General features: G+C 63.8%; 18 protein-coding genes and 1 pseudogene. 9 read left to right on the plus strand and 10 right to left on the minus strand.

Annotation, left to right across the window (positions count from 1 at the left end; all coding sequences use genetic code 11):
• Positions 1–49 precede the first annotated feature (49 nt).
• A complete protein-coding gene (locus tag IEX24_RS02490) occupies positions 50–601 on the plus strand; it encodes a hypothetical protein (RefSeq protein ID WP_188673123.1) in 552 nt (183 codons plus the stop codon).
• Complete coding sequence (locus tag IEX24_RS02495) at positions 601–2,778, plus strand: carbohydrate binding domain-containing protein (protein WP_188673125.1); 2,178 nt, start codon at positions 601–603, stop codon at positions 2,776–2,778. Before IEX24_RS02490 ends, IEX24_RS02495 begins: the two co-directional genes overlap by 1 nt.
• Here the strand turns inward: IEX24_RS02495 and IEX24_RS02500 are convergent.
• The 7 genes from IEX24_RS02500 to IEX24_RS02530 are packed head-to-tail and all read right to left on the minus strand — an operon-like array spanning position 2,775 to position 11,656.
• On the minus strand, positions 2,775–4,277 hold the full coding sequence (locus IEX24_RS02500) for a glycosyltransferase (protein WP_188673127.1): 1,503 nt from the start codon (positions 4,275–4,277) through the stop codon (positions 2,775–2,777). The two genes, IEX24_RS02495 and IEX24_RS02500, sit on opposite strands and share 4 nt — an antisense overlap.
• Positions 4,274–6,046 (minus strand): glycosyltransferase, encoded by a 1,773-nt coding sequence (locus IEX24_RS02505; RefSeq protein ID WP_188673129.1) that lies wholly within the window; start codon positions 6,044–6,046, stop codon positions 4,274–4,276. Before IEX24_RS02505 ends, IEX24_RS02500 begins: the two co-directional genes overlap by 4 nt.
• Positions 6,047–6,083: 37 nt before the next feature.
• Positions 6,084–7,559 carry an ArnT family glycosyltransferase gene (locus IEX24_RS02510; protein WP_188673131.1) on the minus strand — a complete coding sequence of 492 codons (1,476 nt, stop codon included), beginning with the start codon at positions 7,557–7,559 and terminating at the stop codon, positions 6,084–6,086.
• Positions 7,556–8,437 (minus strand): glycosyltransferase family 2 protein, encoded by an 882-nt coding sequence (locus IEX24_RS02515; protein WP_188673134.1) that lies wholly within the window; start codon positions 8,435–8,437, stop codon positions 7,556–7,558. Before IEX24_RS02515 ends, IEX24_RS02510 begins: the two co-directional genes overlap by 4 nt.
• Entirely contained in the window at positions 8,434–9,633 is a 1,200-nt protein-coding gene (locus IEX24_RS02520) for a glycosyltransferase family 4 protein (RefSeq protein WP_188673137.1), read from the minus strand. The genes IEX24_RS02515 and IEX24_RS02520 overlap by 4 nt, the downstream gene beginning before the upstream one ends.
• The gene (locus IEX24_RS02525) at positions 9,626–10,666 is read right to left on the minus strand and encodes a GDP-mannose 4,6-dehydratase (RefSeq protein WP_188673140.1); all 1,041 of its coding nucleotides are present in this window, start codon (positions 10,664–10,666) and stop codon (positions 9,626–9,628) included. Before IEX24_RS02525 ends, IEX24_RS02520 begins: the two co-directional genes overlap by 8 nt.
• Positions 10,667–10,669: 3 nt before the next feature.
• Positions 10,670–11,656, minus strand: a complete 987-nt coding sequence (locus IEX24_RS02530) for a GDP-mannose 4,6-dehydratase (protein WP_188673143.1) — start codon at positions 11,654–11,656, stop codon at positions 10,670–10,672.
• 123 nt (positions 11,657–11,779) lie between these two features.
• Here IEX24_RS02530 and IEX24_RS02535 point away from each other — a divergent pair, with 123 nt between their 5' ends.
• From IEX24_RS02535 to IEX24_RS02560, 6 genes and pseudogenes are all read left to right on the plus strand, one after another.
• Positions 11,780–13,642, plus strand: a complete 1,863-nt coding sequence (locus tag IEX24_RS02535) for a glycosyltransferase family 4 protein (protein WP_188673146.1) — start codon at positions 11,780–11,782, stop codon at positions 13,640–13,642.
• Positions 13,643–13,741: 99 nt separating this feature from the next.
• The gene (locus tag IEX24_RS02540) at positions 13,742–15,649 is read left to right on the plus strand and encodes a DUF4012 domain-containing protein (protein WP_188673149.1); all 1,908 of its coding nucleotides are present in this window, start codon (positions 13,742–13,744) and stop codon (positions 15,647–15,649) included.
• A gap of 7 nt (positions 15,650–15,656) precedes the next feature.
• Entirely contained in the window at positions 15,657–16,253 is a 597-nt protein-coding gene (locus IEX24_RS02545; RefSeq protein WP_188673152.1) for a GtrA family protein, read from the plus strand.
• A gap of 24 nt (positions 16,254–16,277) precedes the next feature.
• Positions 16,278–17,768: a glycosyltransferase family 4 protein gene (locus IEX24_RS02550; RefSeq protein WP_188673155.1), complete on the plus strand. Its 1,491-nt coding sequence runs from the start codon at positions 16,278–16,280 to the stop codon at positions 17,766–17,768.
• 79 nt (positions 17,769–17,847) lie between these two features.
• Positions 17,848–18,792, plus strand: a complete 945-nt coding sequence (locus IEX24_RS02555) for an ABC transporter permease (RefSeq protein ID WP_188673158.1) — start codon at positions 17,848–17,850, stop codon at positions 18,790–18,792.
• Positions 18,792–19,541, plus strand: a pseudogene (locus IEX24_RS02560) (ABC transporter ATP-binding protein); the annotation flags it as partial. The gene IEX24_RS02555 and the pseudogene IEX24_RS02560, both read left to right, overlap by 1 nt.
• Before the next feature lie 25 nt (positions 19,542–19,566).
• Here IEX24_RS02560 and IEX24_RS02565 read toward each other — a convergent pair.
• The 3 genes from IEX24_RS02565 to IEX24_RS02575 form a co-directional block, all read right to left on the minus strand.
• Positions 19,567–20,514, minus strand: a complete 948-nt coding sequence (locus IEX24_RS02565) for an FkbM family methyltransferase (RefSeq protein WP_188673165.1) — start codon at positions 20,512–20,514, stop codon at positions 19,567–19,569.
• Positions 20,515–20,579: 65 nt separating this feature from the next.
• Positions 20,580–22,019 carry an O-antigen ligase family protein gene (locus IEX24_RS02570; protein WP_188673169.1) on the minus strand — a complete coding sequence of 480 codons (1,440 nt, stop codon included), beginning with the start codon at positions 22,017–22,019 and terminating at the stop codon, positions 20,580–20,582.
• A gap of 178 nt (positions 22,020–22,197) precedes the next feature.
• A complete protein-coding gene (locus tag IEX24_RS02575; protein ID WP_188673172.1) occupies positions 22,198–23,406 on the minus strand; it encodes an acyl-CoA dehydrogenase family protein in 1,209 nt (402 codons plus the stop codon).
• 131 nt (positions 23,407–23,537) lie between these two features.
• Between IEX24_RS02575 and manA the strand changes: the two genes are divergently transcribed.
• Positions 23,538–24,884: a mannose-6-phosphate isomerase, class I gene (gene manA / locus IEX24_RS02580; protein WP_188673175.1), complete on the plus strand. Its 1,347-nt coding sequence runs from the start codon at positions 23,538–23,540 to the stop codon at positions 24,882–24,884.
• Positions 24,885–24,983: the final 99 nt, after the last annotated feature.

Raw genomic sequence — 24,983 nt, forward strand, 5'->3', positions numbered from 1 at the left:
ACTTATGCTGGCATCTGATTTGCGCCGAGCGAAAGGGTCATCGAAGCCGATGCAGAACCGCCGCCGCAACCGTGTCGTGATCATCGTCGTCGTGATCGTAGTCTTTGTGGTTCTCGCAGGGCTCGGGTTTTGGCTGGTGCAGGGCGGCTCTCGGGGCGCGACTTCGGCTGACCCGAGCGCCTCGCCGACAGCGGCGGCGACCATCACTTCGACGCCGGGTACGACGCCTGGCGGCACGCACACCGCCACCCCGACACCCACCGCGACGGCGACTCCCACCGCCTCGGCGGCACCGGCGATCGGCGCCGTGACGCCGTTCATCACGTCTGCGACCTGGGACGCGGCCTCGTCGGCGATCTCTGTCTCGGCTCTCATCCCCGAAATCGCCGAATCGGGCGGAACCTGCACGGCAACGGCGACACTCGGGCAGACTCAGGTCAGCGGAACCGCCGTGTCGAGTGCCTCCGCGGCCTCCACCGACTGCGGTCAGCTGAGTGTGAGTTCAGCTTCACTTACCACGGGTTCGTGGCAGGTGGTCGTGTCGTACAGCTCGGCGACCTCAGCCGGTGAATCGGCCGCGACGATCGTCGAGATTCCCTAGTGCAGACCTCCACAGCCTCACGACTCGAACGCCGGGGTCGTCTCAAGCGCCTGGTCGGCGCAGTGATCACGGCTGCCCTTCTAGTGTGCGCGGGGGTCGCCGTCGGGGTGAGTTCTGCGCCGCCGGCGCAGGCGCTCAGCGGCAGTTCGTTCAATGCCGGCAACATCATCAGCGACTCGACCTTCTATGATGCGGGCGCCATCAGCGCCGATCAGGCCCAGGCCTTCCTGAACGCTCAAGAACCCACCTGCCGAGCGTCGAACGGCCAGCCCTGCCTGAAGAACTTCTCTCAGGCGACGCCGAGTCTGGCAGCGACCCGATATTGTTCGGCGTATTCGGGGTCGGCGAATGAGTCTGCAGCACAGCTGATCGTCAAAGTCGGCCAGGCGTGCAATATCAATCCCCAGGTTCTGCTGGTGATGCTCGAGAAAGAACAGGGTCTGGTTTCGAGTTCGTCACCCACGGCGTACATGTACAACGCCGCGCTCGGCTTCTTGTGCACCGACAGCGCGCCGTGCGACCCGGCCTACGCCGGGTTCTTCAACCAGATCTACTCGGCCGCTCGCCAATTCCAGATCTACACCCAGAACAGCACGTCGTGGAGCTATCAGCCCGGGCGCGTGAACAACATCCTGTACAACCCGAGCGTCTCGTGCGGCTCGGCTCCCGTGTACATTCAAAATCAGGCCACGGCGAATCTGTACATCTACACTCCGTATCAGCCCAACGCCGCCGCCCTTGCGAATCTGTACGGCACCGGCGACTCATGCTCGGCCTACGGCAACCGCAATTTCTGGGTGTTGTTCTCGACCTGGTTCGGCGACCCGACCGGCGGTTCTCTGCTTTCGCCGGGTTTTGAGAACGGATCTTCTGCTGGCTGGTTCTCCAGCAACGGCGACGTGAACCGGGTGGTCTACCGAGACCCGGCCGGGGCTCAAGCCGGCTCGTACTACATGGCATCGAACACCCCAGTCTCTGGCCGGGCCGACTCTCAAGACGTGCAGCGACCGGTGGCGGTCGGCGACCAGGTCACCGCCACGGTCTGGCTGAAATCTGCGTTTCCGAAACCGTTCAATGGCACCGTTGCGCTGTGGGGTCTCGACGGGGCGACCGAGGTCGCATCGACGAACTTCAGCGTCGGTAACACGTGGCAGCAGATCACGGTGAAACTGCCCATTCGTCAGTCACCGCATTCGACCATCCGGCTCGATATCTACATGGCCTCTACCGACGGCACCCTGAATATCGACAGTGCCGCTCTGGCCTTCGGCACCGCGCCACCGCTTCAGAACATGCTGTCGTACCCTTCGTTCGAAGGAGGAGCCTGGGGGCTCTGGCAGCCGGGAAACGGCTTCGTCAACAGAGCGGTCTATCAAGACCCGTCTATTGCTGAATCGGGCTCGTCGTACGCCGCGATGAACACCACGGTCGCTGACCGGTCGCTTGCCCAGCAGATTCCGGTGACGCTCAAACAGGGCGATCGCTACTCGTTCTCGATGTGGTTGCGCTCGTCAGACCCGAATCAGCAGGTGACCGGCATGCTCGCCCTCTGGGGCTTGTCGCCTTCGGGGTCGACGAACTCGGTGACCCCGTTCACAGTGGGTCAGGCCTGGCAGAAGATCACTGTCACCTACGACGCGAGCGACCTCTCGGTGACCCAGTTGAAGCCTGAGATCTACGAGAACACCGTGAACACGACGCTCTGGCTCGACAACGGCATTCTGAGCAAGAACCTGACCACCGCCGGCGGGTTCGAGAACAACTCGTCGACGAACTGGACCGCCGGTAACGGCAGCATCAATTTCGCAGTGTACAGCCAGAGTCAAACGGGCATCGTACCCAAGTTCGGCAGCTATTTCGCCGCGACGAACACGCAGACCGCGAACAGTTCGCTGGCGCAGTCCATTTCGCGAACCCCGCTCGTGGGAGAAGATTTCACCGCCGAGGTGTGGGTGAGATCAGCAGATCCCACGAAGACTTTCACGGGCATCCTTGCGCTGTGGGGTCTCGGCGGCACGACAGAGAATGCCTCTGTGCCGTTCACCGTCGGCGCTGATTGGACTCTGGTGCGGGTCGATCTGCCCATCACCAATGCAGACCACGACACGCTCAAACTCGAGATCTATGAGATGAGCACGAACTCGACCTTGTATGTCGACGGCGCGCAGGTCTACTAGACCAGTTCGTGCCAGGTGCGTTCGGCGTACTCGTCCCAGGTGACGTAGACGTTGGAGTCGAGTGCGGTCGTGAGCTCGGCCAGTCGATCGGGCTCGGTCAGCAGACCGAACAGAACCTCTTCGAGCGCCTCGTCAGAGCGAGGGTCGACGGTGACGACCCCGGAATACGTGTCTGCCAGCTCTTGCATGCTGCCTACGGCAGACGTGATGACCGGCGTTCCCGCGCGCAGCGACTCGACGATGGGGAGGCCGAACCCCTCGTGCAACGATGTGAACACAGAGACCACGGCGTGCCGGTAGACCCGCGAAAGCAGTTCGTCGGTTGCGACCTTCACGATGGTGAGTGGATGCCCGTCACTCTTCAACGACACGGCGAGATGGTCGAATTCGCCGCTGTTCCACCCGGCTCCACCAACGAATACCAGCTGAAAATCGACCCCGCGCACCCACAACGACCGTGCCGCATGTAGCACCTGCAGATGGTTCTTGCGTGGTTCGTGCGAGCCCACCACGAGCACCATCGGCGGGTCGGTGAGCGACAGCGTCACCTCACCGACCAACAGGTTCTCGCCAGCGGCATCGTGCTCGTCGTCGGTGATTCTCACGGTTTCACCGCCGAGCGGCACGGTGATGATGTTCGGACTGGTGCGGCCGGACGCGGCCAGCGTCTTCCTCCACGACTCGAATTCGCGCGCGGTCGACGCGGAGTTGGCGGCGAGCGTGCCGGAGTAGGCGAGCGCGTCGAGATAGAGCGGAAACTGTGCGGCGATCGGGGCCGGCGTGGTCTCGCCCGACGTCACCGGTACGCGGTCATGCACGATATACGACGTCGGTATGCCTGAGAATCTCGAGAGCGCCAGCAATCGTTCGGCGCGGCCGGAGTCGGCCGCCAATTCGGGAACGATCAGCGCGCCGCCGTTCGGAACGAAAATCGGCATCGCGCGGGCCGAGCGCGATGACTCGGCGTCGTGTTCCGTGCTGCTGAGCACGATTCCGTCGCCCGAACTCGTCGGTCTGATGCGAGCCGATTCGGCTTCAGTGAGACGCCGAAGGGCGCGGTGATCGTGCGTCCACGCGACGAGAACGACGTCGTGGTTCTGCTTCCACCGACCTACGGTCTCGCGCACGACCCGTTGGATTCCAGAGATGGCATCGGTTTGCGCGGTGTGATGCACGTCGACGATGACCGCATTACTGACGATCTCGACCGTACCGGCATACCCGAAGACGGTGAGATCGTGCCGCCGATTGATGGCGGCGATCGCCGGAGCGGCTCCGGAGAGCCGAAGGTGGCGGCTGAATTCGATGAGATCGTGTTCGAGTGGCAGCTCGCCGCGAAGCGTCGCCCAGGTCAGCCAGAGCCGGGGCCACGCCGCATCTGCATCGAGCAGGCGCGCGAGTTCACCGATCAGCTGGGTATCGCCACGGCCCTCGGCAGAACCGCCGAACTGGGTGACGATCGTGACGAGGTTGAGGTGGGTGTTGAGATTGTCGCTCATCGGGCTACAGCGCTTTCGTCGGTGAGAGCCGTTCGAACATCCGAACAGAAGTCGGCCCACGTGCGGGCGGGGCGTTCATCGATCTCGCGATGGAGCAGGCTCAGTTCTTCATCGTTCAGCAGCGTTCGAACTGCCGCGATGACCTCGTCGTCGCTGTGCGGGTCGACGACGAGGCAGCCGCCAGCGGCCGCGAGGTCGGCGGTGCTGCCGTAGTTCGTGGTCACGGCAGGGGTTCGCCAGGCGAGAGATTCTGCCAGAACGAGGGGCGCGCCGTCGTGCAGTGGAACGTACACCGTGAATCTGGCCGCGTCGTAAGCAAGCGCTAATTCGTCGTCGGTCACGTCTGTGCTCAACTCGATCTCCCGGCCCGCAGCGCTCAGGGTTGCCACGGCGTCTCGCACGGCGGAATACTCGGCATCACCCTCGCCCCCCATGATGCGCAACCGGAATCGCTTGCCTTCGCGCCAGAGTACCTCGGCTGCGAAGATCACGGTGAGCTGATTCCGGCGATATTCGTTGCTGCCGACAGTCAGCACGAGCGGCAGGTTCTCAGCGCGCGACGGCGAGTCGTCAGGCTCCGGTGCTGTGGTCGGTGAAAGCCCCGGCTTCTGTTTGGAGTCGTCACCGAGACTGGCACCGAGACGAGTCAGTGGCAGCTGCGCGCTGCCGATCCGAGGGCCGACGAGGCCTTGCGTGGCCAGCTCGGCCGAATACTCACTGAACGCCGTGTGCGCTGACTCGGAGACGGCGATGGCCAGATCGAAATGCTTGAGCATAGAGAGGTAGTTCACGAAGCGGAGACTCGTTTCCCGGTCGACGAGGTGCCCGCTGATCGAGGGAATCAGGTCGTAGACCAGAGCCACCGTGCGGTTGTTGCTGAATCGTGCCAGAGCCGCGAGCGTCTCTGCGCCGAGCCCGGAAGGCGTCTCGGGCAGCACCACGGTCGTGTTCCACGGCACCACGAGCGATGGCGCGGCAGCGGACTCTTGATCGTCGCTACGCTCGGCGATCATGCCCTGATTCCAGGCGAACACGCGTTTGCGTTCAGCAGAGCCGAGTGCCCGTAACGCCACGCCGTCGCTGTCGAGGGCGGCCACGGTGACGGGCTCGACCTTCTTCCATTCGGTCGCCAGCCCGCGAGTGATTCGCGCGATGGCCGAGACCGAACCAGAGCGGCACGTGGAATCGACGAAGATCACGGGTTGATCGGTCACGAGGGTCATCGACCGCATGCGTGAGTGGTGCCGCGCTGTCCAGACGCCGCAGTGGTGCAGAATGCGCATCGAAGCGTCGCGGCCTGCCACCCCTCGAAGGTCGCGCCAGAGGCCGAGAAGCTGTGCCTGATCGGGAAAACAGCCGCTCACCGCGATCATCAGCAGCCACAGGTCTGCCTTATTCGGGCTGGAACAGACCGCTGCCGTCAAGAGCTCGATCAGCTCTTCCAGCGAGACGCTTGAGAACCCCGTTGCCGCGCGCGAGGGCAGAAGCACGGGCGCAACCTCGGTCAGCCTCGAATGCAGGGCACGCCTGGCACGCTTGAGCGCCGAACCGGCGGCATGGCCGCTTCGGTCGAGCACAAGCGTGCCCGATCGTGCGGCACGCACTCGCTCCCGAAGACGCAGAGTTCGAAGCGGTACCGTAACGCGCCAGCTCACGCTCGACATGATGTCTTCGGGCTGCAGCGACTCCGTCGTCGGCGTGAGGCTGATCAGCCAGTCGTCGACTTCACTGCGGCGGGGCGTGGTCTGATCGGTTGAGGGTGGAGGCACGGAGTTCATGGTATCTCGGGGCGTCGTTCGCCGCGGACTAGTAGAGCGCCCACTGGTAGTCATCGACGTCGAACGGCTGGGCGAAGGAGTAGACGGCATAACCGTCGACCTCGGTACGCTCAGATCCCGTCAGCTCGGGCAGTTTCGACTGGAGCATCGTGTCGTTGACGTTGCCCGCTTCGACGATCACGTAGACGCGCGGCTGCGCCGACGCTTTGATCTCGTAGGGTTCGTAGCGCCGAACGGCAGACACCGCGGCGACCTCGGCGGCCTCGTTCGTCTCGGCGCTCACGGCATACGAGATCCAGTAGTCGCCCCAGGCGGCCGTGATGTGGTTCTCTTCGAGGTAGTCGCCGAGCCCGGCGATGTCACCGACGATGTAGCGCGAGCTCGTGTCGACCGCGAGATTCGGATAGATGAGGGTGGTCTGTACGACGGTGAGCAGCGCCGCCACAATCATCGCGACCGCGCCGAGAAACCGCACTCTGGTGACGATCCAGGCGACGGCGATCGCGAAGGTCGGCATCACGAACACCGCGTAGCGCACGTCATAGCGTGAGAGAAGCACCCCTGCGCCGATCGAGACGATGATGACGACGAGCACCGAGCCGATCACCAGCACCGCCAGCCAGGCGCTACGACGACGTATCGCGAGCAGCGTGAGCATACCCAGCAGCGCGGCGCAGACGAGCGCGACCACCACTCGACCGGCGGTGTCGTAGGTGCTGAGCACCGCAGGCATCAGCTGGGTGAAGAACGTCGCGACGCTCAGCGGGTTCGGCCGGGTGCTTTTCGGTGTGACGGTGTCGAGCGACGCGAAGAGCTGGATGATCCAGGGCAGAGCGCCCACGACGATGGCTGCGGCACCCAGCGCTAGATTGCGCCACGATCGTTGGCGCACAATCAGTACGACGACTGCCGGCGCCGCGATCATGGCGCCCATCGGCGACTGCCAGAAGGCCAGGCCCGTCAGAAGGCCCACCACAATCCATTGCAGCGCGGGGCGTCGAAAGCCGGTGCTGAGGGCGGCCGCCACCGCGCCCAGAGAGAGCGCGAGGCTCGGCCCGTAGAATCCAGACTCGCTGATCGAGATCTTCAGCATGTAATACCCCGAGAACCAGAACAGAATCCCGGCGACGAGCCCCGTCATTCGGTCGAATGCGCGGGTACCGATGTACCGGATGATCACCGCTACCACCGCGAAGATCAGCGTGCTGACGACCGAGAGCACTTCGATGTGCTGCCCGAAGACCAGCATCGCGGCTCCGGCGACGAGCTGCAGCAGTGTGCCGCCGTAGCTCTGCCCCCAGAAGAACCACGAGAGTTCGCCTTCTGAGATGTGCTTCGTCTGCAGATAGACGACCGCGTTGTCAGAGTCGACCACGAACGCCGGGGTGAAGACCAGGTAGATGCGCAGCGCTACTCCGGCAAGCAGGAGAACCCAGAAGAGTATCGACGTCAGGCGCAGATCGATGCGAAAGAGTCTCGAGGGGCGGGCGACTTCGGTGCTCATGCTCGTCTCGTTGTCAGTGCCGCGCGGGCTGCCAGGCCGCCGCGCAGAACGAGGCGAATCGGCAGCTGATACCAACGATGGTAACGCTTCGCCAAATACAGATAGGCGCTTCGATGGTGGGCGCGCAGCATGGCCGCTGAATGTGCGCGAGTGGATGTTCCGCCGGCGTGATGCACCGAAGCGGTGGGCGCGTAGAGCACCCGCCAGCCGGCGTTGCCGATGCGCTCGCCGAGATCGACATCTTCGAAATACATGAAGAAGCGATCGTCGAACCCCGAGACCGCATCGAAAGCCGATCGCCGGATCATCATGCAGGCCCCCGAGAGCCAGCCCGATTCGATCGTCTCAGAATCGGTCGATCGCGATTTGTCTGCTCGAAGATAGCGCTTCGACCAGCGGTTGCCCGGAACCAGCCGATGCAGCAGCGCATGCCCGGCGCCCACCGTGAGCGAGGGCAGATCTCGTGCCGACGGGTAGATGCTGCCGTCGTCGTTCAGAATGCGTGGCCCGACGATTCCGAATCGATCGTCGCTCGAGCCTACGGCGAGCAACTCGTCGATACTCGCTGGGTTGAATGTCACATCGGGGTTGGTGACGAGAATCCAGTCAATTTCGGGTGCGAGCTGACGCGCCGCGAGATTGATGGCACCGCCGTAGCCGAGGTTCGTCGGCGCAGAAATGATGTCGGCCGACGGGAACAGAGCGGCGATCTCGCCCAGCTCATCGTCGCGCGCGTTGTTGACGACCACAAGCCGCGGCTGAACGGTGGCCGCTCGAGCGACCGAGCTCAGGCATGTCGTGACGTCGTCGGCCGAGTGGTAGCTCACGGTGACCAGTGCCACCCGACTAGCCGCGGCGCCCGGGTCAGGGGTCGTCATGGCCGGCTCCGTCCTCTTCGTCGGGCGGGTGGATGCACGGCGAACCGGTAGGCGTCGAGGTGCCGTTTCGCGCATGCCTCCCACGTGAAGCCGCGGGCCCGCACGAGACCGGCAGCGTTGAGTTTCGACCGTTCGGCTTCGTCGGCCAGAAGTGAACCGAGCGCTTTGCCGATGCTCCGTGCATCTACCTCGCAATACGCCACGGCGTCACCGCCGACTTCAGGCAGCGAGAGCCGGCGGGTTGTGAGCACGGGGCTGCCGCACGCCATCGCCTCGAGCACGGGCAGGCCGAATCCTTCGCCGAGACTCGGGTAGGCGGTCACCACGGCGCCGCCCAGCAGTGCACGGAGGTGCTCGAGCGGCAGATAGCCCAGCAGCCGAACATCCGAACCTGCAGCGCGCGCTTCGCTCACGGCCTCGCCGGCCGTCGCATCCCAGCCGGCGCCACCGGCCAGCAGCAGAGCGGGGCGCTCAGAAGGCTCGAGAGACGCGACGGCGCTCGCGTATCCGTGCACCAGCGCCGACACGTTCTTGCGCGGTTCGAGAGTGCCGAGAAATGCTATCCATCCTGCCGCGGGAGCCGGCTGAAGACTCTGGCGAAAGGCCTCGATCTCGCCGACGGTGGGCCGGCGGAAGACGCTCTCGTCGTAGCCGAGCGGAGCCACGAAGACGCGGCCCGCTGCTGCCTTCGTGATGCGAACGTACTCGGCCGCGGTGGCTGCGCTCGGAGTGACGACCGTTACCCGAAACGCCTTGGCCGCCCGAATCCAGGTGCGAAAGAAAACCGCCTTGAGAGGCGTGTGAAGCTCGGGGCTGGAGAAGAAGGTGAGGTCGTGAACGGTCACGACGCGGCGAACCCTGCTGAGAATCGGAAACGTGTAGTGCGGCGAATGCACGACGCTTGCCCGATAGCGGCGGGCAAGGGCGGGCAGCCCGAGCTGTTCCCAGATCATCCGGCCGAGCGTGCTCGCGGCCCATGAGGGCACAGCGACCGGTGTGCTCGAGCCTGCGCCGGTGAAAAAGTCGAGGTCGCGCGGCTGACAGGCCACCACCACAGTGACGTCGCCCTGCGCGAGGCGAGGCACGACGTTCTCGACGTATCGACCCACGCCGCCGCGGTCGGCGGGAATGGCACTTGCATCGACGAGCACCGTCAACCCGGTCTTCGCATTCGCCGTTCTCGGGCGGCTATTCATCGACTGGGCGGCCAGAGCTCTGGGCGGCGTCGATCAGGGCGAGATCGTTGTCTACCATGCGTTGCACGATCGCTTCGAACCCGACGGTGGGGCGCCAGCCCAGCACCTCGGCCGCCTTCGAGGCGTCGCCCCGCTGCTCCGAGGGGTCGACCGGGCGAACGAATTCGGGATTCTGCTTGACGAGCTTCGACCAGTCAGAGATGCCAACCCGCGAGAATGCGGCGTCGAGAAACTCGCCGATGGTGTGCGCGACCCCTGTCGCAATGACGAAATCGCCCGATTCGGGTGCGGCGGCAGCCAGGCGCATTGCCTGCACGTAGTCGGGCGCCCAGCCCCAGTCGCGTCGTGCGTCGAGATTGCCGAGTTCGATGGTCTCTTGCAGCCCGCGCTTGATGCGTGCGACTCCGGCGGTGATCTTTCGGGTGACGAAGGTCTCGGGTCGCCGTGGCGACTCGTGGTTGTACAGAATGCAGTTCGAAGCAGAAAGGCTGCGGCCCCGAAAGACGCCAACAGACAGGTGCGCGTACGCTTTCGACGCGCCGTAAGGCGAGGTGGGCCGGATGCTCGTTTCTTCTGTCTGCGGAGAGTCGGCCGCCTGGCCGAAGATCTCTGCGCTCGACGCGTGCACGAGGTGCACCGGGCGCCCGACGGCTTCTTGCAGCGTATGAGCACTGTCGAGCAGTCGCACCACCACCTGGCCGTTCACTGCGCCGGTGAGCTGAGGGCTGCGCCACGATTCGAACACCGAGCTGACCGCGGCGAGGCTGTAGATCTCGTTCGGTTGCAGGCGCGCGACCAAAAGCTCGAGCTCGCCGGGGGCGAGCAGATCGAGGGTGTGCAGGGTCAGTCCTTCGCGCCCACCGATCAGCGGAAGATTCTCTTCGATCGACGAACGTACGATGCCGTGTACCTCGTAGCCGTCGGCCAGCAGCGAATCGGCGAGGTATGAGCCGTCTTGACCCGAGATGCCGGTGATCAACGCCGTTCGACCGGGCCGAGAGTCAGCAGCCTGAGCGGGGTGCGAATGGGCCATCGGTCAGAGCCCGGCAAGGGCTTTTTGTTCGGCGATGTCGTTCTGCACCATCATGGTGACGAGCTCTTCGAAACCGACTTTCGGCGACCAGCCGAGCGCCTTGCTGGCCTTGGCGCTCGAGCCGATGAGCAGGTCGACCTCGGCGGGCCGCATGAACTCGGGGTTCTGCTCGACGTAGTTCTCCCAATCGGAGATTCCCGCCGCCTGGAACGCCTTCTCGAGCAGTTCGCGAATCGAGTGCGTCTCGCCCGTCGAGATGACGTAGTCGTCGGCCTCGTCTTGCTGCAGCATCAGCCACATGGCTTCGACGTAGTCGCCGGCGAAGCCCCAGTCACGACGTGCGTCGAGGTTGCCGAGCACGATCTTCTCCTGCAGCCCGAGCGAGATTCGGGCGACGGCCTGTGACACCTTGCGGGTCACGAATTCGGGCCCGCGGCGGGGTGATTCGTGGTTGAACAGCACACCCGAGGACGCGTGCATGCCGTACGACTCGCGATAGTTGATGGTCATGTAATGACCAAAGACCTTCGCCACGCCGTAGGGCGACCGAGGCCAGAGCAGGGTGTCTTCGTTTTGGGGCACCTGCTGCACCTTGCCGAACATCTCGCTTGACGAGGCCTGGTAGAACCGAACCTTGCGGGGGTTGTCGCCCGAGTAGAGGCGTACCGCCTCGAGTGCGTTCAGCACACCCTTCGCGGTAACCTCTGTAGTGAGTGAGGCGTTCTCCCACGAATAGGCCACGAACGAGATCGCGCCCAGATTGTAGAACTCGTCAGGCTTCGCCGCCTCGAGGGCTCTGATCAGGCTCGACAGATCGGTCAGGTCACCTGTGAGAATATGCACGCCCGGCAGGGTCTGCTCGACGAGGCCGCGCTTCGGGTTGTTCTGCCCGCGAATCAGGCCGTAAACCTCGTAGCCCTTCGAGAGCAGAAGCTCTCCCAGGTACAGACCGTCTTGGCCGGTGATTCCAGTGATAAAAGCGCGGGGCATACATTCCTCGTTGTTTGTGGGTGTGGGCTGCGTTGGTTGTGGCGCGGCCGCGACGACAGTCGACGTTTAATGAGACAGCCGATCAACTAGTATTCCATGATGCTCGAACCGAGGAGGGCTGACATGGCTGAGAGTCGCGCTCTGCAACACGATCCCGCACCGCTGTTGGCGCCGCTCACGGCTCGCCTGAATGTGATGGCGCCGTATTTTCTGGGCGAATCCGCACCGACCGTCGACGATTCCGGGGCCGGAGCGCTCGCCGGCCAGATCGCTCGCACTGCGTTCGCCGCGAGTGACCGATTCGACACGAAGCGCCGTGATCACCTCGTGTGGCTCATGATCGTGACCTTCACGGCGGTGTACCCCACGCAAGACGAGCACCGTGCGGTACGGCGAGCCCTCGGGCTCGCACGAGAGGGAAGCGAACTCGACGCTCTGCTCGGTTCACTCGAGCCGATCATCCGGCGCTCATATCAACTGAACGACGAGCTCGAACCCGTGCGGGGTGGAGTGATCATCGATGCTGATTTCACAGGCCGCTCCGATCACAACACGGGAGTGCAGCGAGTGCTTCGAGAGACTGCCTCTCGCTGGGATCGTGATCATGAGCTCACTTTGGTCTGCTGGAATGACAGCGGTACCGGAATGCGGTACCTCGTGGGCCACGAGGTCTCCCGCGTCACCGACTGGGCCGCCCGCTCTGCGATGCCTGACAACGAACGGTTCGCGCGTGACAGGCTCAACGAAGACGCGCGGGTCGCCAGCAACCGCACCGTGGTGGTTCCGGTCAGATGCGTCATCGTCGAAGTCGAGGTGAGTCAGGTCGCGGTGGCTGCGCCGCTGGCCGCTCTGGCAGCAGTCTCGGGAAGCGATGTGGTCATGGTGGGCCACGACACGATTCCCGTCGTGAGCGCTGAAAGCCAGGAGACCGCTGAGATCGAACGGTTCGCCCGCTACCTCACGGTGGTGAAGAACGCCAGCCGCATCGCCGGGGTCAGCGCGTCTGCTGCTGCCGAATTCGCAGGTTTCGTTTCGGCGGTATCTGCACAGGGCATCACCGGCCCCGAGGTGCTCACCGTGCCGCTGGCCATGAATGCACCCGAGCGAAGCAGTGAGGAAGCCGGCGCAGTCAAGGCCCAGACGGCGGGCGCGGCGCCGCTCGTTCTTGTGGTGGGCAGCCAAGAGCCGCGAAAGAACCACGAATCCATTCTTTTCGCCGCGCAACAGCTCGCGTCGGCAGGTCATCGGTTTCGCCTGAGGTTCATCGGGGGCGGCAGCGCGGCGACGATGCATCACTTCGACGCGAAGGTTCGGCTGGCCAGACACGCCGGAGCCGATGTCGAGGTGCTGCGCGGTGCCAGCGACCGAGTGCTTCTCGAGTCATATGAAGAGGCGCGATTCACCATCTTCCCGTCGTTGCATGAAGGGTTCGGGCTGCCCGTGGCGGAGTCGCTGTCGTTGGGCACGCCGGTGATCACGTCTGATCACGGCAGCCTCGCTGAGGCCGCGGCCGGTGGCGGGTGCCTGACCGTCGATGCACGAGACGACGAAGCGCTGCGAGTGGCAATGCTCTCGCTGCTGACCGACGAAGACCTGTACCAGCGGCTTCGTACCGAGGCGATCGAGCGGTCGTTCCGCAGCTGGAACGACTATGCCGCAGATCTCTGGCAGGGCCTCGTCGCGCCCTCGCGGGCCAGTGTGCTCGCCGGCAGCATCGAAGAGGCGACGGGTGTCCGGTCGCTCGCCGAAGCAGACAACACTGCTTCGGGTGCCGGCACGGCGGCTCAACACGTTCTCGAACAGTGGTGGGCAGACGCCACCGAGGAGGTGCGGCTGCAGGAGATTCGCCGAAACTCGCTGGTCGGCAAAGTGTCGCGCATTGTTCCGCTTGCCAAGTTTTTCGTCGTACGCTCGCGCGAAATGGGTGTTGTTCCCGCTTCGCAGGCCGCATATCGAATTGTTCGGCGGCGTATCGCTAAGGGGTGATTCTCGGTTTCGATTGCTAAACTCCCACCTCCGAGGGGATGCGCGCCGTGCTCCGCCCCGACATTGTTTCTGTCTGAGCTGTAGACCATGGGCTGAGGAGTGCCGAGCATCAACGCCGAAAACAATCCCGACGATCCTGGCTCCTCCCTTTCCGATGAGGCAACCGAGAGCGATGACGGCGCCCTCGAAACGAGCGCACGGCCTTCTTCGCGCTCGCGACGCCAGCGCACTCCGCGGCGCAGACGCCGGCGATGGATCATCGGCGGCAGTATCGCAATCGTGGTGGTCGCGTTGGCGGCAGCCGGCGGCTGGGTCGCCTACCAGGCGCTGCAGGCCCAGTCATCGCTCGAGGCTGCTCAGACCTCGGTGACCGAGGTTCAAACGTCGCTCACCTCGCTCGACGTGGCGACACTGCAGAAGTCGGCGGCAGCATTTGCGGCCGACGCCCACGACGCGAGCGTGCACACGAACGACCCGCTCTATCGCATGGCCGAGATGCTTCCGATCGTCGGCAAGAATCTGACCGCGGTTCGAGAGCTGTCGGGTTCACTCGACCAGCTGGGCAGTCAGGCTCTGATGCCGGTTGCCGACTTCTCGGCGAACGTCACCCCGGCGGCACTTCGACCCGTCAACGGCAAACTGAATACCGATCTGCTTACTGCCGGTGACACTGCATTGGCCAACGCCGACGCGACGATCGTCGCTCAGCAGTCCACCGTCGCGGCGATCAACACGTCTGGCACCGTCGGCCAGATCGGTGCCGCTCAAAAACAATTCGTCAGTGCTCTGGCCAAGGCTCACACCGAGATCACGTCGGTGCGCTCGATGGTCGCCACTGTCAAAAACGTGCTCGGCATGAACGGGCCACGGCACTACGTGCTGGCCTTTCTGAACAACGCCGAGACCACAGCGCTCGGCGGCGGCCCGGCCTCGCTCACGATGATCACCGTCGACAACGGCGCGATCTCCATCACCGCTCAAGGGTCGAGCCAAGACTTTCCGACGAACGACGGGGCGGTGCGACCGGTCGATCAGAATCTGATCAACATCTACGGCACCGGCATCAACTCGACCTTGAACTGGTCGACCGCACGGCCGGATTTCCCGACGGCAGGTCAGACCATCGCTGCATGGTGGCAGAAATACAAAGGCACAAGCGTCGACGGAGTCATCGCGATCGATCCGATCGCCCTCTCGTACTTGTTGGGCGCGACTGGGCCGATGACGCTCGCCTCGGGCGAACAGATCACCGCTGACAATGCCGTGGCGTTGTTGCTGCACGATATCTATCTGAGATATCCGGAGAGCCAGATCGAGAGTCAGACCGACATCTTCTTCGCGGATGCGGCGAAGACAATCTTCACCGGACTGACAACCACCACGGCAGATCCGGCTGCTCTTCTTGCTGCGATTAATAAGGGAATCGATTCCGGCAACATCTTGGCCTGGAGTCCAGTCGATGATGAAGAGAAGCTACTCGGCAACTCGCCGCTCAAGGGCGTGTTACCGACCGACAATGCCAAGTCGACAGTGATTGGAACCTATTTCAGAGACGTCAGCGTGTCGAAGACCGACTTCTACCTTGATACCTCGACAGATCTGACCACGAATGTCTGCCAGAATTCCACGGCGCCCACCTTCACGGCTACCGTCACCTTGCATTCGACGCTGACCGATGCCGAGGCGGCAGCATTGCCTCCATTCGTGAGCGGAGCCAAGTTCAAGGGTGCGAAATTCAGCACCGAGATCTTCGTCTACGGGCCGGTTGGCGCCTCGGTCGTCTCCACGGCCGCGGGCGACACGAGTGTCGACCACAGTGTGTATGGCAACTCTGAAGATCTCGGCAGGCCCGTAGCCCATTTCGGTGTCGATCTGGCACCGGGCGAGACGAACACCGTCACCGTGACCTTCTCGGGAGCGAGCGGTACCTATGGCCCACCCGTCATGAAGGTGACACCGATGATCAACGCCCCGGCGCAGACCATGACCGCGCCCGGCTGCGGATAGGGTGCGTATGCTGCGTGGCCAGTTCGGCTTGATAGCGACGCTCTACTCGCGGCTGCTGAAGTATCTCCTGAAGTTCGGGGTCGTCGGAGCGGTCGGCTTCGTTGTCGATGTCGTGGTCTTCAACGCGCTGCTCGTCGGCGGAATCGGATCGGATCATTGGCTCTCTGGCCCGATCTGGGCAAAGGTGGTCTCCGTTGCGGCGGCGACCCTGGTGACGTGGTTCGGAAACCGCTACTGGACATTTCGTGAGCACCGCAGAGCGAATTATCTGCGCGAACTCTTCGAGTTTTCGGTGGTCGCCGTTTCAGGCCTGCTGATCAATCTCGTGTGTCTCTACATCTCGCACTACGTGCTGGGCTACACCTCGCTGATAGCCGACAACATCTCCGGGACACTGATCGGCACGCTCCTGGCGACCATCTTTCGGTTCGTGCTCTATCGCTACTGGGTGTTCAACCAGCATCGGGTAGCTGATGACGAGACACGGCCTGCACTGGATTCTGAGCAGAAAGCCGAACTCGGTGCAGCGGCTCTGTTCGAAGACGATCAAGCGGCGGCAGCCGACGCGTCTCCAGACGCTCCAGGTCCGAATCCGACCCTATGATGGGGCAGTGCGTGGTGAGACAAGATGAGTGAAGCAGTGATGATTTCCCGCCTTCGTGAGCTCGCGAGGGCTCTTGAACTCACGCCCACGGGTTCACCGACTCTGGCGTCGATGGTTGCACTCATCGCCCGCAGAATCGACACAGCGGCGCGAACCGGTTCGGACTCCGACGTGCTGTGGTTGTCTTCGGCCGCCATTTCGGCTGAGTTTCCGACCGCAGAGCGCTTCCAGGAGTTTCGCCGTATGGCGGCACAAGAGGGCGCTCACGCGGCTCTCTCGGCGGCGGTGAAGCACAGCAGTCGCCGCTTTGCGGCCAACGGTTCGGTTCACATTCGAATCAGCATGTCGAGCGTCGTGGTCGATGTGCACCACACCTCGCGCACGGGGCTCGCCACGGGCATCCAACGCGTCGTCCGCCAGACGATTCTCGAGTGGCAGAGTCGCAAAGGCGTCGAGCTCGTGGGCTGGGATCTGCGCTTCTCGGGTCTTCGAGCGCTGTCGGAGCCCGAAAGACAGAATGCGCTTCACGGCTCTGTGCCGCGCATAGCCCGCCCAAAGAACTGGGTGCTCACCATTCCCTTTCGCAGCACGTACATTCTGCCCGAGCTCGCCATCGAAGATGAGCGAACGGCGCGGCTGCGTTGCTTCGCCGAGTTCTCTGGCAACCGCTGCTGTGTGATCGGGTTCGACTGCGTGCCATTGACGTCGTCGGAGACCGTGGGCGGGGGCATGTCGGCGGCGTTCTCTAAGAACCTGTCGGCCCTGGCGCATTTCGACCAGATCTCGACAATTTCAGAAGCGGCCGCCACGGAATATCGGGGCTGGAAACGGATGCTCGCGGGCGCGGGCCTGACCGGCCCGCAGATCGAGCCGCTGTTGCTGCCGAGCGTGGCCGACGAGGTCACTCCCGACGAGTTCGCGGCCGCGCGCGAGCGTCTGCTGACCGGAGATGCGCCCCTCGTCCTGGTGGTCGGCAGCCATGAGCCGAGAAAGAACCATCTCGCGGTCTTGTATGCCGCTGAGCGACTCTGGCGTGAAGGTCTCGAGTTTCAGCTGGTTTTCATCGGCGGTAACGGCTGGCACGGTGAAGAGTTTCGATCGCGGCTCGACGAACTGGTCAGCGACAAACGACCGGTGCGCTCTATTTCAGCCATTTCAGACGCACTGCTCTGGAGCGCCTATCGATTGGCGCGGCTCTCGGTCTTTCCCTCACTGAACGAAGGGTTCGGGCTGCCGGTCAGTGAATCTCTTTCCGCCGGCACGCCGGTTGTGACCTCGAATTTCGGCAGTATGAAAGAAATCGCCGAACGGGGCGGTGCGATCTTGGTCGACCCGAGAGACGACGACGATATCTATCGCGCAATCAAGGCCGGCCTCGTTGATGACGTACTGCACGCTCGGCTCGTCGCCGAGTCGGCCGACCAGCCCGCACGGGGCTGGTCGGAGTACGCCGACGAGTTGTGGCACTACTTCGAATCCGGTGCCCGGCCTTACGAATCGCCGGTCTCGTCGTAGCGCACCGTGCCGACGTTCAGGTCAGGCCGCGTAGTATCTATCGGTGGGCTGTGCCTGACAGCCCGAGAAGAGAGTACGAATGACGAGTCAAGCCGAGCTGCGCGCCGCGCGACTGGCGGAGCTTCCCTTCGACGTTTCGATGAGTGCCGGCCCGAAATCGGTGGGCGGTTTTCTTGCCTCCATAAAAGAAATCGCAAGCCACCGGCAGCTGCTTGACCTTCTCATTCGGCGCGAACTGAAGTCACGCTACAAAGACAGTGCACTCGGGTTCTTCTGGAGCCTGATCAAGCCCCTGACGCAGTTGCTCATCTACTACGTGTTTATCGGAACGGTACTCGGAGCGTCGCGCGGAGTTCCCGATTTTGCGATCTTCGTCTTCTCGGGTCTGACGATCTGGGGTCTCTACTCGGAGATCATCGCTACCGGCACATCTTCCATCGTCTCGAACGGCGGCTTGATCAAGAAGATCTACCTGCCGCGGGAGATCTTTCCCCTCGCTGCCACGGGTTCGGCGATCTTCAACTTTTTCGTTCAGTTCGTGATTCTGGTCGGGGCCACGCTGGTGCTCGGCCGCTTCCCCGTCTCGCTCGACTTGTTGTACCTGCCTGCTGGATTCGCCATCGTGCTGATCTGGGGCGTCGCGTTCGGCATTCTGCTCTCGGCGCTCAACGTCTACCTCCGAGACATTCAGTATCTTGTCGAAGTGGCCATGTTGCTGCTTTTCTGGGCGTCGCCCATCGTCTATTCGTGGTCGTTCGTGGTGAACGCGGCGAAGAATCACACCTGGTTGCTCGAGGTCTATCTGCTCAACCCCATCTCGCTCGCGGTTCTCGCCTTTCAGCGCGGCATCTGGGAGGCCGGTAGCGAGACAGTGGTGATCGACGGCAACACAATTCCGCCCCAGGTCTGGCCGAGCTACATGGATCTCCGGTTGCTGGTGTGCGGCGTCGTGGGCATACTCGCGTTGTTCATCGCTCAGCGCATCTTCTCGCGCCTGCAGGGCAACTTCGCCCAGGAGATCTGATGCCTTCCGTTGCAATTCCGAACGCTCCGACCGTCGTCAGGGCGACCAACGTCTCTAAACGATTCGTCATTCGAAAAGAGAAGTCGTTGAAAGAGCGCATCGTCAACTTCGGGCGCTCGAACAAGCACAAAGACGATTTCTGGGCTCTGCGCGATGTCTCGTTCGAGATCAAAGCAGGCACGACCATTGGCCTGGTCGGCGCAAACGGTTCGGGCAAGAGCACACTTTTGAAGGTCTTGGGCGGCATTATAGAGCCGAACGATGGTGCGGTTCAGCGCCGCGGTCGGCTGGCGGCACTGCTCGAACTCGGCGCGGGATTCCACCCCGACCTCACCGGCCGCGAGAACGTCTATCTCAATAGCTCGATTCTCGGTCTCACCAGAAAACAGACCGACGACTACTTCGACTCGATCGTCGAATTCTCTGAGATCGAAGCGTTCATCGACACCCAGGTGAAGTTTTACTCCTCAGGCATGTACGTTCGGCTGGCATTCGCCATCGCTGTGCACGTCGACCCCGACATCTTGTTGGTCGACGAGGTGCTCGCCGTGGGTGACGAACCTTTCCAAGAGAAGTGCATGAACAAGATCCGCGAGTTTCAGCAAGAGGGCCGAACCATCATCTTGGTGAGCCACTCGTCGTCGCAGGTCGAATCGCTCTGCGATCGGGTCGTCGTTCTCTCGCACGGCTCCGTCATCTTCGACGGCGGCGCGCGCGAGGGAATTGCGGCGCTTCGCGAGTCATTCGACCACTAGCGCGCCGCTGAGCCGCTCGTCATGACCTTCTCGCCAGCTTCTTGACTCCGCGCAGCGGCTTGGTGATGCGCCACGACAGGGTCTGCTGTAGGTCTGAGACGAGCTTGCCCAGTTGGGCCGCATCGGCACTTGCCGCCGACAGCTGCGCGATGAGTGCTCTGTTGGTCTCGACCTGGTCGTCGTAGAGACCGGACAGTTCGAGCGCACGCAATGCCTGCACCTCGAGTTCGGAGCGTGTTCTGTCGAACTCTCGTTCAAGCTCGACGTGACCGATCTCGACATATTCGTCGAGCACTCCGGCCGAATACGAGACAGAGTCGCCGAGTTGTTCGAGTCGTTCGTTCGCCACGTAGAAGCGCGACAGACCATCGAACATCTGAAAGGTGTAGCCCGCCTTCTCGACCACAGATTGCCATGCGCCATGCACCTGACGGGTCGAAAGTGGAGCTGTCGCTTCGACGATTAGAATCCAGGGGCGATAGCGGGTGAAGTCGAGCGATGCGAGCACCTGGGCCTCAGCGCCCTCGGTGTCGATCGACAGAAAGTGCAAGTCACGCTCTGCCAGCCCGGCGTCTTCGATGGCCTTGGTGAGACTGATGACGGGCACTGTGATGTCACGCACCGTCCAGCCCGCCTCGGCGTGTTCAGAGCTGATGTCGTCGATGAGGGTGGAGAGGCCAGACCCCTCGATCAGATGAAACTCGACAGAAGGAGCATCCAGGTCGCTGGCGACCGCCTCGATCACGATGTCGCGTGGGCGTTCTGCGCGAAACTGCTGCGCGTATTCCGGATTCGGTTCGATAGCAATGCCATGCCAGCCCGCGTCGTAGAACTTTCGGGTCACCGACATCACCGTCGGGTCGTTCGCTCCCACGTCGAGATAGATACCGTTGTCAATGGAGTGCAGCGCACGCCAGAGCACGATGTCTTCACCATTCTGTGCGTAGGAGATGTTTCGGTCGCTCATGCATGTCCTTTCTTGGCAGCGCTACCGAGATCAGCTCACTTTGGCGCTACCGTGAGTCACACGAATCATCGCATGGATCGGGGCGGTGGCCCGAGCGGAAGCGGGTCGAGTTTCACTTTGGTCGCCAGCAGCACGAGCAGCAGAAAGTTGCCCTCCACGATGAGCCTCGACTCGGTGAGGCTCTGGATGACGAGGGCCGCCAGCACGAGCAGCGGCAAGAGTGCGATGGCCTGGTACGGCGTCGGGCGCCCCACCAACGCACTTGTGGGCCCACGACGGCCGGAGGCTCCACGCGCCGCTTGCGGCGTGTGGAGTGGCTGGAGGGGAGGGTCGACGGCCATCCACCAGGCCCGCACGCCCGTGGCAGCGATCAGGCACGAGAAGACGAAGAGGCCCACCAGCCCGAGCTGCAGAAACACGTCGATCCAGGCGTTGTGCGCCTGCAGGTACACGGTGCCGTTGATGACGATGAGGTTCTTGAACGGTTCGACCCACGGCGCCCAGTAGCTCACCCAGCCCCAGCCGAGCACCGGATGCTGCCACGCGAGGTTCAGCACCGTGTTCCAGATCGCCACTCGCCCGGTGAGGTTGTCGCCGCGGTGCAGCAGCGGAAAGAGCTGGTCTGAGAGGTTCAGCGTGACCGCGATGAGCCCGATCAGGCCGAGAAAACCGAACGGGTAGATGATCAGCCGCTTGGCCACCGGAACCCGGCGAACGACCAGCACCACCACCATGACGAAGGCCACACCTGCCGTAGCCAAGAGCACCGTGGCAGAACGGGTGAGGGCGTGCTCGAGCAGCGCCACTCCGATCCAGATGACGCTCGTCACCATCGGCCGGGTCTTCTCGATCAGCTCGATGGTGAACACGATGAGCGCCAGCAGCACCAGAAACGCCAGCAGGTTACGGTTGCCGACGATGCCTTGAATGGCGCCGCCGTTGAAGAGGTTGCCCTCGCTCCACTGGTAATCGCCCGGCGGCCGATTCCAGGGGTCGAGCAGCCACGGGGCCCCCACCTGATGGCGCACGATGGCCGCCACGAAGAACTCGAAGAGCAGCGAGAGGCCGAGCAGCCAGCGCAGCGCCGTTCCGAGCGCCCGCAGAATCTCGACCCACGAGAGCGAGATGGCAACAAAGACGCCGGCGATGGCCGTCAGCCACTGCGAAACGACGCCGAGCACCGTTGCACTCGGGTACTGCGACCAGATGATCGACAGCGTGCAGAGCACCAGAAATGCGATGAGCGGCTTCGAGTACCTCGACAGCGGCAGGGGGTTCGCGGCGTGGCTGCGCACGAGCGACACGACACACGCCGCGCTGAGTGCGGCCACCAGCACGATGAAGGCCGGCCAGCCGAGCAGACTCTGCCAGGCGTCGCCGCCCAGCGAGGTGAAGATCACCAGCACGGCCAGGCGGATTCGGCCGGGCGGGCTGGGTGCGGCATCCACCACCGGCTGCACGCGTGCGGGTGCAGGCAGAGCCGGGTCGGAGGCAGAGAGCATCATCAGGGCTCAAGGCTACCGAGGGGCTGCTGTCAGGATGCTCGGCAGCGGCCCCCGTGGCCGAAATTGTTATACGAAGGTGGCACAACCGGTCGCGCGGCCGTCGGCGACCCCGGGCATCCGCTACCCGAAGGCGGCGAAACCCTGACGAGCAGCCACCGGCGCCCCCCACGGGCATCCGCTACACGAACGCAGCGAACCCCGTGATCGAGCGGCCCACGATGAGGGTGTTCATCTCGCGCGTTCCCTCGTAGGAGTAGAGGGCCTCGGCGTCGGCGAAGTGGCGCGCAACGTCGTACTCGAGCACGATTCCGTTGCCGCCGAGCGCCTCGCGGCACCAGGCGACCGTTTCGCGCATGCGCGCTGTTGCGTAGGCCTTGGCGAGCGCCGAGTGCTCGTCGCGCTGGGTGCCCTCGTCGAGCATCTGCGAGACGCGAACCACCATGGCAAGGCTGGCGGTGATGTTGCCGAGGCTCTTCACCAGCAGGTCTTGCACCAGCTGGTGCGCCGCGATGGGCTTGCCGAACTGAACGCGCTGCTTCGTGTACCGAACCGCTGCGTCGTACGCGCCGATGGAGTTGCCCACCGACGCCCAGGCCACCTCAGCGCGAGTCAGGCGCAGCACCTTGGCGGTGTCTTTGAAGCTGTTGCCGTTCTGCAGGCGCAGGGCCTCGGGCACCCGAACGTTCTCGAGGGTGATGTCGGCGTTCTGCACGATGCGCAGGGCCTGCTTGCCCTCGATCTTCGTGGCGGTGTAGCCGGGTGTGTCGGTCTTCACGATGAAGCCTTTCACCTGGCCGTCTTCGGCACTTTTCGCCCAGATGATGGTGATGTCGCTGAACGTGGCGTTGCCGATCCAGCGCTTCGAGCCGTTCAGAATCCAGTCGCCGGTCGCTTCGTCGCGTGTGGCGACCGTGCGGAGGCCTTGCGCCGAGTCAGAACCGGAGTCGGGTTCGGTGAGCCCGAAGGCGCCCACGATCTCGCCGGCCGCCATCTTCGGCAGCCACTCGGCCTTCTGTTCGGCCGAGCCGGCGATGCTGATCGAGCCCATGGCGAGGCCGTTGTGCACGCCGACGTGCGTGGCAACCGAGGCATCCACTCGGGCGAGTTCGAGCGCCACGAAGCCGCGGAAGACGGCCGAGTTCTCGAACGTCTTCGTCTCCTCCCACGCGAAGCGGTAGAGGCCGAGCTCTGCGAGTCGTTTGATGACCTGGTGGGGAAACTCTGCGCGCTCCCAGAGGTCGTTCACGAGGGGCTTCACCTCGGTCTCGAGGTACGCGCGCAGGGCCGCGAGTGTCTCTTTCTCCTGGGCGCTGAGCAGGTTGTGGTAGCCGTAGAAGTCGCTGACCAGAGGCTCGAAAGCGGTGGTCTGTTCGGTGGTGAGAGTCATGGTCGATCATCCATTCGCGTACTCGAAGCAGCAGGCAAGCGCCTGCGAAATCTCGGCCAGCCTAAGACGCGGTCACGGCTGATCAAACCCCGTTGGTAGTTTTGGCTAAGACTCGTTCGGGAAGGTTCACCATGTTTGTGCAGATCACCAACACGCCCAGAGACTACGCCTGGGGCTCGTCGCGGGCGATCACCGACCTGCTCGGCCTGCCGCCCACCGGCAAGCCCGAGGCTGAGCTCTGGCTCGGTGCGCACGCGGGTTCGCCGAGCGTCATCGTGCACCCCGAGCTGACGGGCGGTGCCCGCACGCTTACCGAGTGGATCGCTGCAGACCCCGCGACCGCAACGGGCTCGCACGGGCGGCTGCCGTTTCTGCTCAAGGTGCTGGCCGCGGCCAAGCCGCTCTCGTTGCAGGCACATCCCACGCTCGGCATGGCGAAGGCCGGCTTCGAACGTGAGAACGCCGAGGGGCTCGCCATCGATGCGCCGAACCGCAACTACAAAGACGCGCTGCACAAACCCGAAGTCATCTACGCACTCAGCGAGACCTTCGATGCGCTCTGCGGCTTCCGTTCTCTCGACGAGATTCGCGGCGTACTCGCTCTGCTTCGGGCAGCGGATGCCCGTTCCGCGGTTCCCGAGCCCGAGCCGCTTCAGGCGCTCGAGTCGCGGTTACGCGGATCAACGGCCGAGGCGCTGCGCACCGCGGTGGAGTGGCTGCTCTCGGGCTCGGAGCAGGTGGAAGCGCTCGTGGCGCAGGTGACCGCGCTGGTCGCGGGCGACGCGGCGCTGGGCGGCGGCGGCGTGCGTGTGGGGGTGGGCGCGGGAGCCGGTGATGATGCGGGTTCGGGAGCCGGTGCGGGAGCCGGCGAGTTCGCCGACGCGCTCGCTACCGTGCGCTCGCTCGCAGTCGAGTACCCGGGCGACCCCGGCGTGGTGCTGTCTCTGCTGCTGAACCGGGTGACGCTGAAGCGGGGCGAGGCGCTGTATTTGCCGGCGGGCAACATCCACGCGTATCTGCAGGGGCTCGGCGTGGAGCTGATGGCGGCCTCCGACAACGTGCTGCGCGGCGGGCTCACCCCGAAATACATCGACGTGCCCGAGCTGCTGCACGTACTTCAGTTCGCGTCGGTGCCGGTGCCGTATCTTGAGCCCGAGCATCCGTCACCCGGAGTCGAGGTCTTTCAGCCCGACGTCATCGACTTCGTGCTCGTGCGGTTCGCCCTCGGTGACCGCGCCGGCGACGCCGACGGCGGTCGCGGCACCCTCGAGGCGCGCCACCCCGGCCCGAAGTCGGCCTCGTACTCTCCCGACGGCCCCGCCATCGTTCTCTGCACCGCGGGTTCACTGACGGTCACCTCGGCTACCGGCCAGACCTCGGTCACGCGCGGCGAATCGTTCTACATCACGCCCGACGAGGGCGCCCTCACCGTCACCGGATCTGGCGAGCTCTTTCTCGCTGCTCCCGGCGCCGACTAACGGGAGCCGCCCCCTTCACGCTCCGCACGTACATAGTGAGACCGTTACTACGACTTGAGATCGCTATGCCGGGCTCAAACCGGCGCAACGGTCTCACGA

It is taken from the genome of Subtercola lobariae (assembly GCF_014640255.1).
Lineage (GTDB): Bacteria > Actinomycetota > Actinomycetes > Actinomycetales > Microbacteriaceae > Subtercola > Subtercola lobariae.

Bases quoted from the DNA above. Each gene is read 5' to 3' on its own strand.
- IEX24_RS02490 (WP_188673123.1), top strand. From the start codon at position 50: ATGCAGAACCGCCGCCGCAACCGTGTCGTGATCATCGTCGTCGTGATC.
- IEX24_RS02500 (WP_188673127.1), bottom strand. From the start codon at position 4,277: ATGAGCGACAATCTCAACACCCACCTCAACCTCGTCACGATCGTCACC.
- IEX24_RS02510 (WP_188673131.1), bottom strand. From the start codon at position 7,559: ATGAGCACCGAAGTCGCCCGCCCCTCGAGACTCTTTCGCATCGATCTG.
- IEX24_RS02515 (WP_188673134.1), bottom strand. From the start codon at position 8,437: ATGACGACCCCTGACCCGGGCGCCGCGGCTAGTCGGGTGGCACTGGTC.
- IEX24_RS02520 (WP_188673137.1), bottom strand. From the start codon at position 9,633: ATGAATAGCCGCCCGAGAACGGCGAATGCGAAGACCGGGTTGACGGTG.
- IEX24_RS02525 (WP_188673140.1), bottom strand. From the start codon at position 10,666: ATGGCCCATTCGCACCCCGCTCAGGCTGCTGACTCTCGGCCCGGTCGA.
- IEX24_RS02530 (WP_188673143.1), bottom strand. From the start codon at position 11,656: ATGCCCCGCGCTTTTATCACTGGAATCACCGGCCAAGACGGTCTGTAC.
- IEX24_RS02535 (WP_188673146.1), top strand. From the start codon at position 11,780: ATGGCTGAGAGTCGCGCTCTGCAACACGATCCCGCACCGCTGTTGGCG.
- IEX24_RS02545 (WP_188673152.1), top strand. From the start codon at position 15,657: ATGCTGCGTGGCCAGTTCGGCTTGATAGCGACGCTCTACTCGCGGCTG.
- IEX24_RS02550 (WP_188673155.1), top strand. From the start codon at position 16,278: ATGAGTGAAGCAGTGATGATTTCCCGCCTTCGTGAGCTCGCGAGGGCT.
- IEX24_RS02555 (WP_188673158.1), top strand. From the start codon at position 17,848: ATGACGAGTCAAGCCGAGCTGCGCGCCGCGCGACTGGCGGAGCTTCCC.
- IEX24_RS02565 (WP_188673165.1), bottom strand. From the start codon at position 20,514: ATGAGCGACCGAAACATCTCCTACGCACAGAATGGTGAAGACATCGTG.
- IEX24_RS02570 (WP_188673169.1), bottom strand. From the start codon at position 22,019: ATGATGCTCTCTGCCTCCGACCCGGCTCTGCCTGCACCCGCACGCGTG.
- IEX24_RS02575 (WP_188673172.1), bottom strand. From the start codon at position 23,406: ATGACTCTCACCACCGAACAGACCACCGCTTTCGAGCCTCTGGTCAGC.
- manA (WP_188673175.1), top strand. From the start codon at position 23,538: ATGTTTGTGCAGATCACCAACACGCCCAGAGACTACGCCTGGGGCTCG.